This window comes from Sulfurimonas sp. (genome assembly GCF_028694895.1).
GTDB lineage: Bacteria > Campylobacterota > Campylobacteria > Campylobacterales > Sulfurimonadaceae > Sulfurimonas.
Window position 1 is genome coordinate 1 of sequence record NZ_JAQVKA010000038.1, and the last position, 14,735, is coordinate 14,735.

Here is a 14,735-nt window from a genome sequence, read left to right on the forward strand (position 1 = left end):
GATGGCGAATTTTTAGAGTTAAATCATACAGCTACTTCAAGAAATACATTTAGTAAAGGTGCAATAAGAGCAGCTTCTTGGTTAGCCAAAAAAGAGTCTGGTCTTTACTCTATAAGTGACTGTTTAGAAGTTTAAATCAATTTTATTTTAATTTGATTTTAGTATAATCGCAAAAATAGTTGACTATTAGCCAAGGAGAGAAGTGTGCTAGAAGATATGAATGAAAAGTGTGCAGTTGTAGGAATTTATGGCAATAAAGAGGCTTCAAGACTGGCTTATTTTTCACTTCATGCACTTCAACATCGTGGCCAAGAAGCAGCTGGAATTAGCTCTTCTGATGGAATAAAACTTCAAACTATCAAAAAACGTGGTTTAGTTATGCGCGTTTTTGATGAAAAAAAGCTAGAAACTCTAAAAGGTTCAAGCGCTATTGGACATACACGTTACTCAACTGCTGGAGATGACTCTATCTTAGATGCTCAACCAGTTTTTGCAAGATATGACTTAGGTGAGATGGCAATTGTTCACAATGGAAATTTTACTAATGCCGAAGAGATTCGTACTAAGTTAATAGATAAAGGTGCGATTTTTCAGACATTTATGGATACTGAAAATCTTATCCATCTTATAGCAAAAAGCGAAAAAAGAAAACTTCTAGATAGAATCATTGATGCTGTTGGGAGAATTGAGGGTGCTTTTTCACTTGTTTTTTTAAGTAGAACAAAGATGTTTGCTATGCGTGATCGTCATGGTTTTAGACCACTGAGTCTAGGAAAACTTCCAGGTGGCGGGTATATAGTTGCAAGTGAAACATGTGCTTTTGATTTGGTTGGTGCAGAATTTATAAGAGATGTAAGACCAGGGGAACTACTTATCTTTGATAAAGATAAAGAGCCAGAGAGCATACAAGTTTTTGAGCCTACTCCAAAACACTGCATATTTGAGTATGTATATTTTTCTAGACCTGATTCAAGAGTATTTGGGCAGAGCGTTTATCAAACTAGAAAAGATATGGGAAAAGAGTTAGCTCATATAAAGCCTGTTGAAGCAGATATGGTTATTCCTGTTCCTGATGGTGGCGTTCCAGCGGCTATTGGATATGCTCAAGAGAGTGGTATTCCTTATGAGATGGGGATAATGAGAAATCACTATATTGGACGAACATTTATTGAGCCTACTCAAGAGATGAGAGACTTAAAAGTTAAGATGAAACTCTCTCCAATGACTGATATCATCAAAGGCAAAAGAGTTATTGTAGTAGATGACTCTATAGTTCGTGGAACTACATCAAAGAGAATTGTAAGAATGTTAAAACAAGCTGGAGCTAGTGAAGTCCATATGAGAGTATCTTCACCTCCGACAACTGATCCATGTTTTTATGGGGTTGATACACCAAATAAAGATAAGTTAATTGCTGCAAATATGTCTCAAGACGATATATGTAAATTTATCGAAGCTGACTCATTAGCATATCTAGATGAAGCCTCACTTCTAAGAAGTGTTAAAACCGATACAGACAACTACTGTACCGCTTGCTTTACAGGAAAATACATAGTTTAATGAAACAAATTTTTACCTTTGGCAACTACTTAAGAGATAAGTACGGCCATAAAGTTTACAAAGTTGGTATCAATATCTCGGGTTTTACCTGCCCAAATATAGATGGAACGGTAGCTAAGGGTGGGTGCACATTTTGTGAGAATGACTCCTTTAGCGCAAGTACAAATGAGGTTCAAGAGCTAAAAGGGTTTCATCTAAATCTTGACTCGCAAACAAATCCAAATTTAGATAAACAACTTCTTCAACTTGAGATGCAATTTAATGCAATTAGCAAAAGACAGCGCGAAGAGTACGGAGCTACTAAGTTTTTAGTCTATTTTCAATCTTTTACAAACACTTATGCCCCACTCCCTACACTAAAAGCGCTATACGAGAAGGCTCTATCCTTTGATGATGTTGTAGGCCTTAGCATCGGTACACGTTCAGATAGCATAACACAAGAAACTCTTGAGTATATCTCTGAGCTGGGCAAGGAAAAAGAGATTTGGATCGAGTTTGGAATACAGTCTGTCTATGATGAAACTCTAGAGAGAATAAATCGTGGACATGATAGTGCAAATGTTAAAGAGTGGATTTTGAAGACAAAAGAGAGTGGCTTAAACGTGTGTGGACATCTTATATTTGGTCTTCCTGGTGAGACGCAAGATATGATGCTTCATACTGCAAAAGAAGCATATGAATGGGGAATTGATTCTGTAAAATACCATCCACTCTATGTTGTAAAAAAAACAGCTCTTGCAAATGAGTATATTAAGGGAGAGTTTACTCCAATTAGTGAAGAGCTATATCTAGATACACTTATAAAAGCAATCCAAATGAAGCCCGAGAGAGTTTCTGTTCAAAGAGTAACAGCTGGGATAGATGATAACTCTCTTCTTGCTCCACAGTGGTGTAGAGATAAAAATAGACAGATTAAAAAGATAAATAGTGCTCTTAAGCCTTTTAATCTTAAGTACTAGCGCGCATATATTTTAGAAAAGTGTGAAACATTACTAAAGTACGGTGGATAAGCAAAATACACTCTAAACTCTTTGCTCTCTTTTGGTCTTAGGTTTTTTGCCACTACAAACTTATGGGTGATTTGTTGCGGTCTAACTCCTTTATTTAACTCATCAGATGCTAAAAAACCAAAGAAATCACTAAAGCCTTTTGGAGTAAAAAATGTACCAGCTTTTACATTACTGCCTACATGCCCCTTATTTACAAGCTTTATCTCAAATGTAACTTCTCCAATCTCAAAATTTCCTTCATTTTTCACCACTCCACTATACATAATCTCTTCTGTACTTAAATTTCTTTTATTTTCTAATTTATAAAGTTTTGCTATCTTGGTATATTTATCAATTACAACTATTGATATAGCCGACATTAAAATAGTTACAAGTGTTACTGAAAATATAATAGAGAGAATCATGCTTAATTTTTTTTGTTTTAATGCAAAAAAAACTCCGACTCCAAAGGCCAAAAGCCCTATACTAAAAGCTATATAGTGCCAATAGTTAAAAAGTGTAATCATCTGCAATCTGCTCCAAGGGAAACGTTATAATCACCACCATAAGTGAATTGATCAATAATAATTTTAATTTCACGCTCTTGCCCAATGGCAATATTCTCTTCAATAATCGACATCTTAGCAATAGGCTTGAGTTTTCTTATATAATCTTTTATCTTATTTCCACTTACTCTATATACAGTTGCGCTTACTTTACAACTTTTAAAATCTCTTAAAGAGCTGTTTTTAAGTGTTGCATATACTACAACAGCCTCCGTAAAGGAGAGCTTTTGTTGGCTATTAAGAGTTACCTCATTTTTAAAAAGATATTTATGCATCTCTATATAACCAAATATAGAGCCAAAAATAAGCATAATAAACGCAACTAATACAAGGAGTAATGCTAAGATTTTTATATGACGAAGTAGTATACCAATAGTTATAAAAAGTAGAAAAAGAAGCAACAACCCACCAAAGAGAATATAATCATAAATAATCAACTCTTTGATGAATTCGTTTAATTTATCCATTTTTATCTATGCATCTCTTGAGTTTTTCTCAGCAATTCCACTCATGTCAAATCTGCGAGAGAGTTCTTGTTTGATTCTATCAGGAGAGATATTTTTAGCAGCGAGCGCAACAAGAACATGGTAGGTCAAATCTGCTGCTTCATAAATTATCTCTTTTTCATCACTATCTTTACATGCAAAACTAAACTCAGCCGCCTCTTCTACAACTTTTTTAAGTATTGTATTATCACCTTTACTTAGAAGTTTTGCTGTCCATGAGGTTTTGGGGTCTGCGAATTTTCTCTCTTGAATAGTATGATAGAGTGTATCTATAACTCCATAAAGAGCTTCACTTTTAACTTCTACTTCACTCTCTATAGTTCCAGTTTGAAGCTCTGTAAAAAAGCAAGAGCGTCTTCCTGTATGACATGCAACACCATGCTGCTTTACTTTTATCAAAAGAGTGTCATTGTCGCAGTCGATGTTAAAAGACTCTATCTCTTGTATATGCCCACTGCTCTCGCCCTTTTTCCAGATGCGTTGCTTTGAGCGTGAGAAGTAGTGTGCTATTTTTGTGCTAAGCGAGAGAGATAGTGCCTCTTTGTTCATGTATGCCATCATCAACACTTCATTGGTTGTGCTCTCTTGAACAATTACTGGCAAAAGTTCAACCTTCTGCCAGTCTATTTTATCTATAGTCTCTTGCATCGTTATATCTACTCGTTAACCGTTGTAGTTCTTTGTTTAGCATCTTTCATATCAACCCAAATGTTTGGAGTTGAGCCACCAGGTGTTAGGAAAATCTTAGCATCTTTATTCTCTCTAAGAGCGTCATTGAATTTACCTTGAACTTGAATCTGCTCTAACTGTAAAAGCTGAGTTGTTAATGATTTTGAGATTAAGTAGTTAGCTTTTGATTTTGCATCTGCATCTATTGTAATAGCGTCTGCAAGACCTTGAGCCTCAATTCTAGCTTTCTCAGCTATACCTCTTGATTCTGCTGCACGTCTTAGAGCTTCTTGTTCAGCACGTAGTACTTCTTGTTCAGCTTTTTGAACTTGTTGTTTTGCTATTTGAACATTTTCTATCTGCTCTTTTACTTTTGGAGGTAGTAAAATTTCACGAAGTTGAACTGATTGTAAATCCGCTGGAGAGTTCTCTAAGCCCGATACACTTCCTCTAATTCCATTCTCTATCTCTTCAGCTATGCTGTTTCTCATCTGTGGAAGACTCTCAGCATCATACTTACCAACAACGTTACGAACAACGTCACGAACAACTGGGTTGATTATCTTATCTTCCCAACTAAATCCCCAGTTAGAGATTGTTTGTGCTGCAAACTGTGCATTTAATCTGTACTGAACGGTAAGCTCAATTGCTACAGGAAGACCACGCTTATCTAAAACTGCAATTGCAGGTTGAGCCTTTATACCAGAAGCAACGCTTCCACCACCAGCTTCAATTCCAGATGCATAGTTAAAGATACGTACTTTTGTATCTACAATATATACTTTTTGAATTACTGGAAAAATAAAATGTAGTCCTGGAAGAAGTGCTTGATCTTGATACTTTCCGTTTGTACTTAAAATTCCGCGCTCACCCTCTTCGATGATAGTAAAAGGTTTTGCCAAAATTAAAATAACAATGATTGCTATTAAAAAGTAAGCAAGCCCAGCTTTTCCTCCGCCAAAGTTAAAATCTATTTTTGGCATTTGAGGAATATTTCCTCCGCCGCCACTTCCGCCGCCTGATTTTTTCTCAAACCCATCACCCTGGCTCTTTTTTTTGTTAAAATAGTCATTCATATCTGATGCCATTGTTATGTTGTCCTTCATTTTATAATTCCTTAATTTTTTAGCTTACGTATGTTAAGTAGTGCTCATATTTTTTATCTCTGCCAAATACAACATCAAAATATTTACTTTGAAGTTTCTCTGTCATAACGCCACGAGAACCACATCCTATGTCTCTGCCATCTACATGGCGAACAGGAGTAATCTCAGCAGCAGTTCCTGTTAAAAACGCCTCATCTGCCGTGTAAACGTCTTCACGTGAAAGACGGCGTCGCTCAACTTTGATGCCCATGTCAGTCGCTAACTCAATTACTGTTTTTTGAGTAATTGACTCTAGTGAGTTATCATTTGGAGGAGTGATTAAAACTCCATTTTTTACCATAAAAAAGCTCGCACCAGACGCTTCTGCTACATAACCTTGATCATCAAGTAAAAGAGCTTCTTCATATCCGCAATCGATAGCTTCATATTTAGCCATTTGAGAGTTTAAGTAGTTTGCAACAGCCTTTGCTTTACCCATATTTGAAGTGTTCGCAGGTCTAGTCATTGATACGATTTTGAGTTTAATACCTTTTTTCATACCTTCTTCGCCCAAATAAGCGCCCCACTCCCAAGCAGCAACAACAGTTTCAACTGGTGCGTGTTTATGGTAAACACCCATAACACCATATCCTAAAAATGCAAATGGGCGTAGATATACATTATCGCCCTTAAACTCATTTTTTGAAACTAGCTCTACTTGCGCTTTGTTTAACTCCTCAACAGAGTAAGGAATCTCCATAATAGTCATTTTTGCAGACTCTTTTAATCTTGTGGTATGCTCATTTAGACGAAAAATAGCGTAACCCTTTGCTGTTTTATAGGCTTTAGTACCTTCAATTACGCCATTTCCATAGTGTAGTGTATGAGAGAGTACATGCACCTTTGCATCATCCCACCCAACAAACTTTCCATTCATCCAAATATACTTAGCTGCATCCATATGCTTCTCCAATAATTACTACATAAAAATTGCCGTTATTTTATCTAAAATGATGTTTATGTTGTATTAAAAAAGGGTTGCTTAAATCTATAAAGCCCGATGGGCTTTATATTTAGGAGAGAGAAAAATAGAGAAAACTTTCAGTTAATTAGCTTTATTTACCACTTCACTTCAGTAGTAAACATATAAACGTCTTTTGATTCGCCAGTATCGCCACCGTTTGCATTTTGTTCATCTATAAATTTAGCAGAACCAATAAATGTTACATATTTATTATATTTATATGCTAAACCTGCTATCACTTTGTTACCATCAGCAGAAACTGAACTCTCTCCTGTGCTCATTGCAACTTTATCAACTTTATAATTATCGTATCTACCAATGATTGTCCAATCGTCAATAGGTCTGATTTCAGCATTTATAGACCAAGCATCGTACTCTTTTCCATTTGTAATAACATTATTTATTGCTTTATCTTCGGCAGTCAAATATTGAGCAGCAATTAAGAATAGTGGTTGATTATAAACTGCGTGTACTCCATAAAAAGATCTATCATACTCACCAGCAGCACCTATGGCTACTGTATCGTCTTTATGATTCTGAGATATTAAACCAAATGTTGATAAATTTGCATACGTATCTTTTAAACGGTCGTTTTTACCAAGTTTAGTACCGCTTCCGATTAAGTGCCCAGTTAAACGCCACTCTACAGATAACTCTGAACTATTTTCTTGATTTGCAGCTTTTTTGTCTGCATGATAGCCTTCACCATTATACACACCTATTTCAGAGCTGAAAATGTCTGTTTTAGTCTTAAAGTTTACACCTAAATCAGCAGAGTTTACTAAATCTACTCCTGATTCACTTGTGTTGCCTTTCTCTTCAACCATTACTTTATTGAATGAACGATAGAACCAACTGTTGTGCTCTTCATAGTCTATCCAAGGGCGGTGAGCTATACCAAACTCAACTCCTGTATACGGTAAAACTTTATCAAGATATAAATACGCATATTTTACATATACATCTGCATTAGATGTTGATGATCCTATCTCTTTTGTAGTATCAAGAGTTACACGCCAGTAGTCTTTATCATTGAAAAAGCCTTTTACTTGAAGATAGTTTCTTCTTAACTCAAAACCTGCCGAGCTTCCTGCATATTTAGCAGTATCATTTCCTACCGCAACAGTCGTAGGAATAGATGGATCTGCTGCAGGAGCAGTAGTGTTAGGATTTGTAGATGTATAACCAAAATAGTGTACTCCACTAAATTCTAAGCTTTTTGCTTTTGAGAAAACTGTGTTCTCTTTTACTTCAAGTGGTGCGCGATCTGGTGCAGAAGTAGTAAATACTTGCCCCTTCTCATCTACATAAAACTGTGTTGCACTCAGTGCACTAACACCTAGTGCAACTGCCGTTATGGTTGATAAAACGATTTTTTTCATTTTTTATTCCCTTGTTTTTTTGTATGAGAATTATAAAATTATTAGATTACATAATGATTACGAAATTGTCTATTCGTTTACTAATACAAAACATATACGACTTGTATTTTAAAGCTACATGTAGAACTTTTTTTATATTCTATGTTTTAGCAGTTTTTAGTATATTTTTTTGATTTTAAAAAGTATTGTAAGGAGAGGCTCTTGCATTGAGAAGTGCAAAAGCCTTATAGGAGATAAATGAGATTTTTTGATTATTTTATATTAGCTGCCCAATACTCTCTAATCATATTTTTTGTTTCTAATGGTAGAGGGATGTAGCCTAGTTTTTTAGCAGCTTCGTCGCCATTTTTAAAAGCATAGTCATAAAATTCTAATATCTTTTTATTCATCGCTGTGCCTTCTCTAGGAAGAAGAATAAATGTAGCCGCTACTATTGGGTAAGAAGTATCACCATCTTGAAGAGCCAATACTGAGTAAAAATGTTTCTCTTTTGTCCAAGAAGCATATTTCGCAGCAGCTTTAAAATTTTCTTCTGTTGCTTTTACCCATTTACCGTTTGCAGTTTTAAGAACAGCAGCTGAGAGGTTATTTTTCTCTTTGTAAGCATTTTCTATATATCCAATAGCGTACGGAGTCTGCTTAATTAAGTTTGCAACGCCCTCGTTTCCTTTTCCGCCGATACCAACAGCCCAGTCAACTGCCTTGCCTACGCCAAACTTCTCTTTCCAGCTTTTTGAGCTTTGTGCCAAATAGTATGTAAAGTTAAATGTTGTTCCGCTTCCATCTGAACGGTGTACTACTATGATTTTTTCATTTGGAAGGTTTAGAGATTTGTTCTGTGCTACTATAATTGGGTCATTCCATGATGTAATTTTTCCAGCAAATATATCTGCTACTACTTCATTGCTAAGTTTAAGGGTCGCATCTGTTATTCCATCTAAGTTAAAGGCAACAACTATTGAGCCAATCACTGCTGGAAACTGAAATAAATTATCTTTTGCAAGTTCTGCTGTGTTTAGAGCTTCATCAGATGCACCAAAATCAACTACTCTTTTAGAGATCTGTTTTACGCCTCCGCCAGAGCCTATCGACTGATAATTTACAAGATTTGTTGTATCTTTTTTATAGTTATATGCCCAATCATAATATAGAGGAGCGGGGAAAGATGCACCTGCACCATTTATTTTGTCAGACGCAAATGAAGAGCTGATTGAAGCAGCACTAACGAGAGCAACTAAAGCTAATTTCTTTAACATTTGTTTTCCTTTTTGAATGTTTACGAAATTATAATTGCTCCATATTACAAGATGATTACAGCCTCTATATGCTCTTTGGTGAGAATTTGAACTTGCTCTCCATAGCTATTGTTTCATCTCTTCCATATACTATTATCTCTCTATCGACCTCTATTTTGGCATCTTCTATCTTATTTGGATAATCAACAAAATTCAAAATATGCTTAATTGTATTTATTCTGGCTCTTTTTTTGTTGTCACTTTTTACAACCGTCCATGGAGCTGATTCTGTATGCGTTGAGCTAAGCATCATATACTTTGCAAGTGCGTACTCATCCCATAAATTTTGAGCTTTGAGATCAACATCAGATAACTTATACTGCTTTAGAGGGTCTTGCTCTCTTTTTGCAAATCTCTTTTTTTGCTCCTCTTTTGTTACTGAAAAATAGAATTTAAAGATTTTTATATCCTCATCTACTATCATCTTCTCAAATTGTGGTGCATCTTTTAAAAACTTATGGTGCTCTCTCTCGCTACAAAAGCCCATAACAGGTTCAACCATAGCTCTGTTATACCAACTCCTATCAAAGAGAACTATCTCCCCAGCACTTGGCAGATGTGCCACGTATCTCTGAAAATACCACTGCGATCTCTCTTGATCACTTGGTTTTGGAAGTGCCACGATTCTCGCTCCCCTTGGGTTAAGGTGCTCAGTGATTCTCTTTATCGTACCACCCTTTCCAGCAGCGTCACGCCCTTCAAAAATCATAAGAACTTTAAGTCCCTTCTCTTTTACATGATTTTGAAATTTAAGCAGTTCAATCTGAAGTTTTTCAAACTCTCTCTCATAAAGAAGAGTCTCTTTTTTAACCCAAATCTTTATTTTTTCATCTTTTTTACTATTTTTTTTCTCTATTTTTGTTTTTGATTTTTCTTTCATAAATAACTCCTTGTAAAGAAGTATATAAGAAAGTAAACCCTTATGTAATCTTTTTGTAATCAAAGAAACATAAAATTCAGCACTTATTTATTAAAGAGGAAGATTGTTTGAACATTTTTATAGATAAATTTTTTGCAAATACAACAAGATTTATTGCCTTTGGCATTTTGTTGCTTGTTGCTTGGATATTTACTGTACTTTTTGAGCACTCACTAGAGTCGATAAAAGCATTTGGATTTCTTTTTATTACAGAAGATAAATGGGCACCAAACTTAGAAAAGTTCGGAGCACTTCCTGCTATTTATGGCTCAGTTATATCTACTTTTTTAGCAATGATTCTAGCTGTTCCTCTTGCCATTGGTGTTGCAATCTTCTTAAGTGAAATAGCTCACGCAAAACTAAAAGCCCCAGTTGGAGTCTCAATAGAGCTCTTAGCGGCAATCCCTTCTGTTGTTTATGGAATGTGGGGACTTTTTTACTTTGTACCAATTATCCGTGATATATTTGGCGGGGTTGGTATTAGTATGCTTAGTGCTGGTATCGTCCTCTCTGTTATGATACTCCCTTTTATGGCGGCTATAACACGTGATGCGATGAACACAACTCCAGATATTTTAAAAGAGTCAGCTTATGCTCTTGGCGGGACTAAATGGGACGTTGTAAAAGACATTATCATTCCATACGCAAAGGCTGGAATTATTGGTTCATTTATCTTAGCCCTTGGCCGCGCAATAGGCGAAACTATGGCTGTAACATTTGTTATGGGTAACGTTCATAAAATTTCTATAGATTTAACACAGCCCGCAACATCAATTCCAGTAACACTTGCAAATGAGTTTGCAGAAGCCGATAGCGCTCTTTACTACTCTTCTCTTTTTGAACTATCACTGCTTCTTCTTGTTGTAAGCTTTACGATTATATCTGTTGCTAAGTTCTACTTTTTACGAAGAAAAAGGGTTATCTAATGACGCACACTCAAAAACGAATCATCATAAATGATATAGTCATGGCACTCTCAACCCTCTCTGCGCTAATTGGAATGGGTTTTTTATTTTGGATTTTAAGCGTTCTTATCATCAACGGTATTGACGCATTAAGTATGAGTATCTTTTTAAATGAAGGAGCTCCTCCAGGAAATAGTGATGGAGGCCTAAAACACGCTCTTATAGGTCAACTCTATCTTGTTGGCTATGCCTCATTTTTTGGTATCCCACTTGGTGTGTTAGCTGGTACATATCTAAGCGAATACTCTCAAAAATCTAAAGTTGCAGAGATAATTCGTGATATATCAGACATTATGATGTCGGCTCCAAGTATCGTTATTGGCGCATTTGTTTATGCTGTTGTTGTTGCACCCTTTGGGCACTTTAGCGGTTGGGCAGGGACAATTGCACTAAGTATCATCATGCTTCCTATTATCCTAAGAACGACAGACGATATGCTCCAACTTGTTCCATCAACTCTCAGAGAAGCAGCTTTTGCTCTTGGTGCACCTAAGTATAAAGTAATTGTTCAAGTTGTTTATCGCGGCGCAAAAGCTGGTATTTTAACTGGTATTTTACTCGGCGTTGCTCGTGTTGCTGGAGAGACTGCACCACTTCTTTTTACATCATTTAATGATAACTTTTTAAATACAGATATGAGTCAGCCGATGGCTTCACTAACTGTAACTATGTACAACTACGCAACAAGTCCCTATGAAGATTGGCAAAAACTTGGCTGGGCAGCCGCTTTTATACTTAGTATGTTCATTTTGACTCTAAATATATTAGGAAGAGTATTTTTATTAAAAAAGAGAGGGAAACGTTAATGGCAACAATCATTGAGATAAATAAAGAAAAAGCACTTGAAGTTAAAAACTTTGAGTTTACCTACGCAGGAGCAGATACGCCAAGTGTCAAAAAACTCTCTATGCCTGTGGCAAAACATAACATAACTGCTCTCATTGGACCATCTGGATGTGGAAAAACAACCCTTCTTAGAAGCTTTAACCGTATGCATGATTTATATCCAAACAACAAATATAGCGGCGAAATTATTTTTAAAGATAGAAATATTTTAACATCAAAAGAGGATTTGATAAAACTTAGAATTCAAATAGGAATGATTTTTCAAAAACCAACAGCTTTTCCAATGAGCATCTTTGATAACGTTGCTTATGGACTAAAACTTCAAGGTATAAAAAACAGAACTGAACTTAGCACAAGAGTTGAAAAAGCACTCAAAGATGCAGCTATCTGGAATGAAGTAAAAGATAGATTAAAACATGATGCAAACGGCTTATCTGGTGGTCAACAACAAAGACTTTGTATCGCTAGAGCTGTAGCTGTTGAGCCAGAAGTTTTACTTTTTGATGAGCCAACTTCTGCACTTGACCCGATTTCAACAGCTGGAATTGAAGAACTTATCGTGGAACTTAGAGAGAGAGTCTCTATCATTATAGTTACGCACAACATGCAACAAGCGGCGCGTGTTAGCGACTATACTGGGTTTATGTATCTAGGAGAGCTGGTAGAACTTGGTCGTACTGAAGAGATATTTGTTACTCCAAAAGAGAGATTAACAGAAGAGTATATAACTGGAAAATTCGGTTGATAAATATCATTTTAACAAAATAAATAGCATAAAAAAGGATGAAATATGGTATCAAAATATCATGAAAAAATAGGCGTTATCAAAGACAAACTATCACTTCTTCTAAAAGAGATAATAACAGCTGATGAGTTATCTTTAGAAGCATTTAAACTCTATGATGCAAAAAGATTCAAAGAAGTTGAAAACATACTAAGTAAAATAAGCTTCAGTGGCGATGAGATAGATAATGAGATTATAAAAACATTTGCGCTTTTTGGGCCTGAAGCAAAAGAACTTCGTTTTTTAATAGCATTTTTAAAGATGACAAACGAACTTGTGAGCATTGGCGCTGGTGTAAAAAAATATGCACGCAGAATGAGTGAACACGCTAAGAGTGGATGCGATCTTGAGCCTTTTAAGCCAAGTATCCTGCTTCTTCATAAAAGCAGTATCAATGCGCTTAAATATATTTTGGAGTGCTTTACAAATATCCAAGAGTGCAACTATGAAGACAATTACAGAAAAGTTCTTGTTGAAGAGAGTATGAATGATGACCTTTTTTCTGTTTTGGAAAAAGAGATACTTAACAAAATTATAGATGAGAAGGAGCTCTCAATCGAGTATGTAAAAGTACTTGGAAGTTTAAGAAAACTAGAGAGATCTTGTGATAGAAGCGTAAACATTGCAAATCTTATGATGTACGCAAAACTAGGTGGAGAGATTAAGCTTTTTAACCAAATTATTAAAATTTAAGCTGTTATAATTAGATTTTTGTGCTATTTTGGGATATACTTCGCTTATTAAAACTTAGGAGACACGGATGGGAAAATTTGTAAATTCCATAGAAGAATTTTTTTCTTTTTGCCAAGAAAATGATGTTAAATATGTAGATTTAAGATTTACTGACTTAAAAGGCACATGGCACCATGTTACTTATAGAGCGAGTGCTATAAATAACGATAATTTAACAAACGGTTTCCCGTTTGATGGCTCTTCTATAGATAAGTGGCAACCAATAAACAAATCTGATATGATCTTAAAAGCAGATGTTCCTACCGCATTTCTAGACCCTTTTACAGCTGATCCTACTATTATTATTTTTTGTGATGTTTATGACATTTACAAGGGTCAAATGTATGAAAAATGTCCTCGCTCAATTGCAAAAGCTGCTCTAAAACATGCTGAGTCTCTAGGCATTGCAGATACTGCTTATTTTGGACCTGAAAATGAATTTTTTGTTTTTGATGATGTAAGAGTTATTGACAACATAAATGAAGCTGGATATAAAATAGATACTGAAGAGGGTGATTGGAACTCAAACACTCACTACCCAGATGGCTATAACAGCGGACATCGTGGTGGTGTAAAAGGTGGTTATTTCCCTGTTGCCCCAATTGATACTCAAGTTGACTTAAGAGCTGAAATGATGGATGTGCTTGAACAAGTTGGACTTGAAGTTATCTTAGGTCATCATGAAGTTGCACAAGGTCAAGGTGAAATCGGGATAGTTTACTCTGATATGATTGGTGCAGCTGATAATGTACAAAAACTAAAGTATGTTGTAAAAATGGTAGCTCACCTAAATGGTAAAACTGCAACATTTATGCCAAAACCTCTCTTTGGAGACAATGGAAACGGTATGCATGTTCACCAATCACTCTGGAAAGATGGGAAAAACCTTTTCTATGAAGAGGGCAACTACGCAAATCTATCAGAGATGGCTCTTCACTATATTGGCGGAATTTTTAGACATGCTAAAGCTCTTGCTTCTATCACAAACCCATCAACTAACTCATACAAACGATTAATTCCAGGATTTGAAGCACCATCTATTTTGACTTACTCAATGCAAAATCGCTCAGCATCTTGTCGCATACCTTATGGAGCTGGTGAGAAATCTACTCGTATTGAGGTTAGATTCCCTGACTCTACTGCTTGTCCATACTTAGCGTTCTCAGCGCTTATGATGGCTGGTCTTGATGGAATTAAAAATAAAACTGTTCCAGTTGGCCCGATGGATGAAGATCTTTTTGAATTAAGCCTTGATGAGATTCGCCAAAAAGGTATCCCTCAAATGCCACATACACTAAGAGAGGCAACTGAAGCTCTAATCGCAGATAACGAGTTTTTAAAGCCTGTATTTACAGATGTATTCATCGATGACTATCAGCACTACATGTTTGAGAGACAAATATGGCCTGATGA

General features: G+C 35.8%; 16 protein-coding genes. 8 read left to right on the forward strand and 8 right to left on the reverse strand.

Going from position 1 to position 14,735, the window contains the following annotated elements; all coding sequences use genetic code 11:
- The 3 genes from PHI38_RS06010 to PHI38_RS06020 form a co-directional block, all read left to right on the forward strand.
- Nucleotides 1-135 (forward strand): dihydrodipicolinate reductase C-terminal domain-containing protein (locus PHI38_RS06010; RefSeq protein WP_299853875.1); only part of this gene is annotated, 135 nt, incomplete at its 5' end.
- 69 nt (nt 136-204) lie between these two features.
- On the forward strand, nt 205-1,560 hold the full coding sequence (gene purF / locus PHI38_RS06015; RefSeq protein WP_299853846.1) for an amidophosphoribosyltransferase: 1,356 nt from the start codon (nt 205-207) through the stop codon (nt 1,558-1,560).
- Nucleotides 1,560-2,519 carry a TIGR01212 family radical SAM protein gene (locus PHI38_RS06020; RefSeq protein WP_299853848.1) on the forward strand — a complete coding sequence of 320 codons (960 nt, stop codon included), beginning with the start codon at nt 1,560-1,562 and terminating at the stop codon, nt 2,517-2,519. Before purF ends, PHI38_RS06020 begins: the two co-directional genes overlap by 1 nt.
- Here PHI38_RS06020 and PHI38_RS06025 read toward each other — a convergent pair.
- The 8 genes from PHI38_RS06025 to ppk2 all read right to left on the reverse strand — a co-directional run bounded on the left by PHI38_RS06025 (nt 2,516) and on the right by ppk2 (nt 9,956).
- The gene (locus PHI38_RS06025; RefSeq protein ID WP_299853850.1) at nt 2,516-3,076 is read right to left on the reverse strand and encodes a DUF2393 family protein; all 561 of its coding nucleotides are present in this window, start codon (nt 3,074-3,076) and stop codon (nt 2,516-2,518) included. The two genes, PHI38_RS06020 and PHI38_RS06025, sit on opposite strands and share 4 nt — an antisense overlap.
- A complete protein-coding gene (locus PHI38_RS06030; RefSeq protein ID WP_299853852.1) occupies nt 3,073-3,582 on the reverse strand; it encodes a DUF2393 domain-containing protein in 510 nt (169 codons plus the stop codon). Before PHI38_RS06030 ends, PHI38_RS06025 begins: the two co-directional genes overlap by 4 nt.
- Before the next feature lie 6 nt (nt 3,583-3,588).
- The gene (gene hisIE / locus PHI38_RS06035) at nt 3,589-4,269 is read right to left on the reverse strand and encodes a bifunctional phosphoribosyl-AMP cyclohydrolase/phosphoribosyl-ATP diphosphatase HisIE (protein WP_299853854.1); all 681 of its coding nucleotides are present in this window, start codon (nt 4,267-4,269) and stop codon (nt 3,589-3,591) included.
- A gap of 8 nt (nt 4,270-4,277) precedes the next feature.
- Nucleotides 4,278-5,378 (reverse strand): prohibitin family protein, encoded by a 1,101-nt coding sequence (locus PHI38_RS06040; protein WP_299853877.1) that lies wholly within the window; start codon nt 5,376-5,378, stop codon nt 4,278-4,280.
- 37 nt (nt 5,379-5,415) lie between these two features.
- Nucleotides 5,416-6,336: a branched-chain amino acid transaminase gene (locus tag PHI38_RS06045; protein ID WP_299853856.1), complete on the reverse strand. Its 921-nt coding sequence runs from the start codon at nt 6,334-6,336 to the stop codon at nt 5,416-5,418.
- A 158-nt stretch (nt 6,337-6,494) separates the two neighbouring features.
- Nucleotides 6,495-7,781 (reverse strand): hypothetical protein, encoded by a 1,287-nt coding sequence (locus tag PHI38_RS06050; RefSeq protein WP_299853858.1) that lies wholly within the window; start codon nt 7,779-7,781, stop codon nt 6,495-6,497.
- A gap of 251 nt (nt 7,782-8,032) precedes the next feature.
- Nucleotides 8,033-9,037: a phosphate ABC transporter substrate-binding protein PstS gene (gene pstS / locus PHI38_RS06055; RefSeq protein WP_299853861.1), complete on the reverse strand. Its 1,005-nt coding sequence runs from the start codon at nt 9,035-9,037 to the stop codon at nt 8,033-8,035.
- A gap of 64 nt (nt 9,038-9,101) precedes the next feature.
- Nucleotides 9,102-9,956: a polyphosphate kinase 2 gene (gene ppk2 / locus PHI38_RS06060; RefSeq protein WP_299853863.1), complete on the reverse strand. Its 855-nt coding sequence runs from the start codon at nt 9,954-9,956 to the stop codon at nt 9,102-9,104.
- 107 nt (nt 9,957-10,063) lie between these two features.
- Here ppk2 and pstC point away from each other — a divergent pair, with 107 nt between their 5' ends.
- From pstC to glnA, 5 genes are all read left to right on the forward strand, one after another.
- Nucleotides 10,064-10,921: a phosphate ABC transporter permease subunit PstC gene (gene pstC, locus PHI38_RS06065; protein WP_299853865.1), complete on the forward strand. Its 858-nt coding sequence runs from the start codon at nt 10,064-10,066 to the stop codon at nt 10,919-10,921.
- Nucleotides 10,921-11,766 carry a phosphate ABC transporter permease PstA gene (gene pstA / locus PHI38_RS06070; RefSeq protein ID WP_299853867.1) on the forward strand — a complete coding sequence of 282 codons (846 nt, stop codon included), beginning with the start codon at nt 10,921-10,923 and terminating at the stop codon, nt 11,764-11,766. Before pstC ends, pstA begins: the two co-directional genes overlap by 1 nt.
- Nucleotides 11,766-12,551, forward strand: a complete 786-nt coding sequence (pstB, locus tag PHI38_RS06075; protein WP_299853869.1) for a phosphate ABC transporter ATP-binding protein PstB — start codon at nt 11,766-11,768, stop codon at nt 12,549-12,551. The genes pstA and pstB overlap by 1 nt, the downstream gene beginning before the upstream one ends.
- Nucleotides 12,552-12,596: 45 nt before the next feature.
- The gene (locus PHI38_RS06080) at nt 12,597-13,283 is read left to right on the forward strand and encodes a PhoU domain-containing protein (RefSeq protein ID WP_299853871.1); all 687 of its coding nucleotides are present in this window, start codon (nt 12,597-12,599) and stop codon (nt 13,281-13,283) included.
- Between the two features lie 67 nt (nt 13,284-13,350).
- Nucleotides 13,351-14,735: type I glutamate--ammonia ligase (gene glnA, locus PHI38_RS06085; protein ID WP_299853873.1), on the forward strand; the 1,385-nt coding region annotated here is incomplete at its 3' end.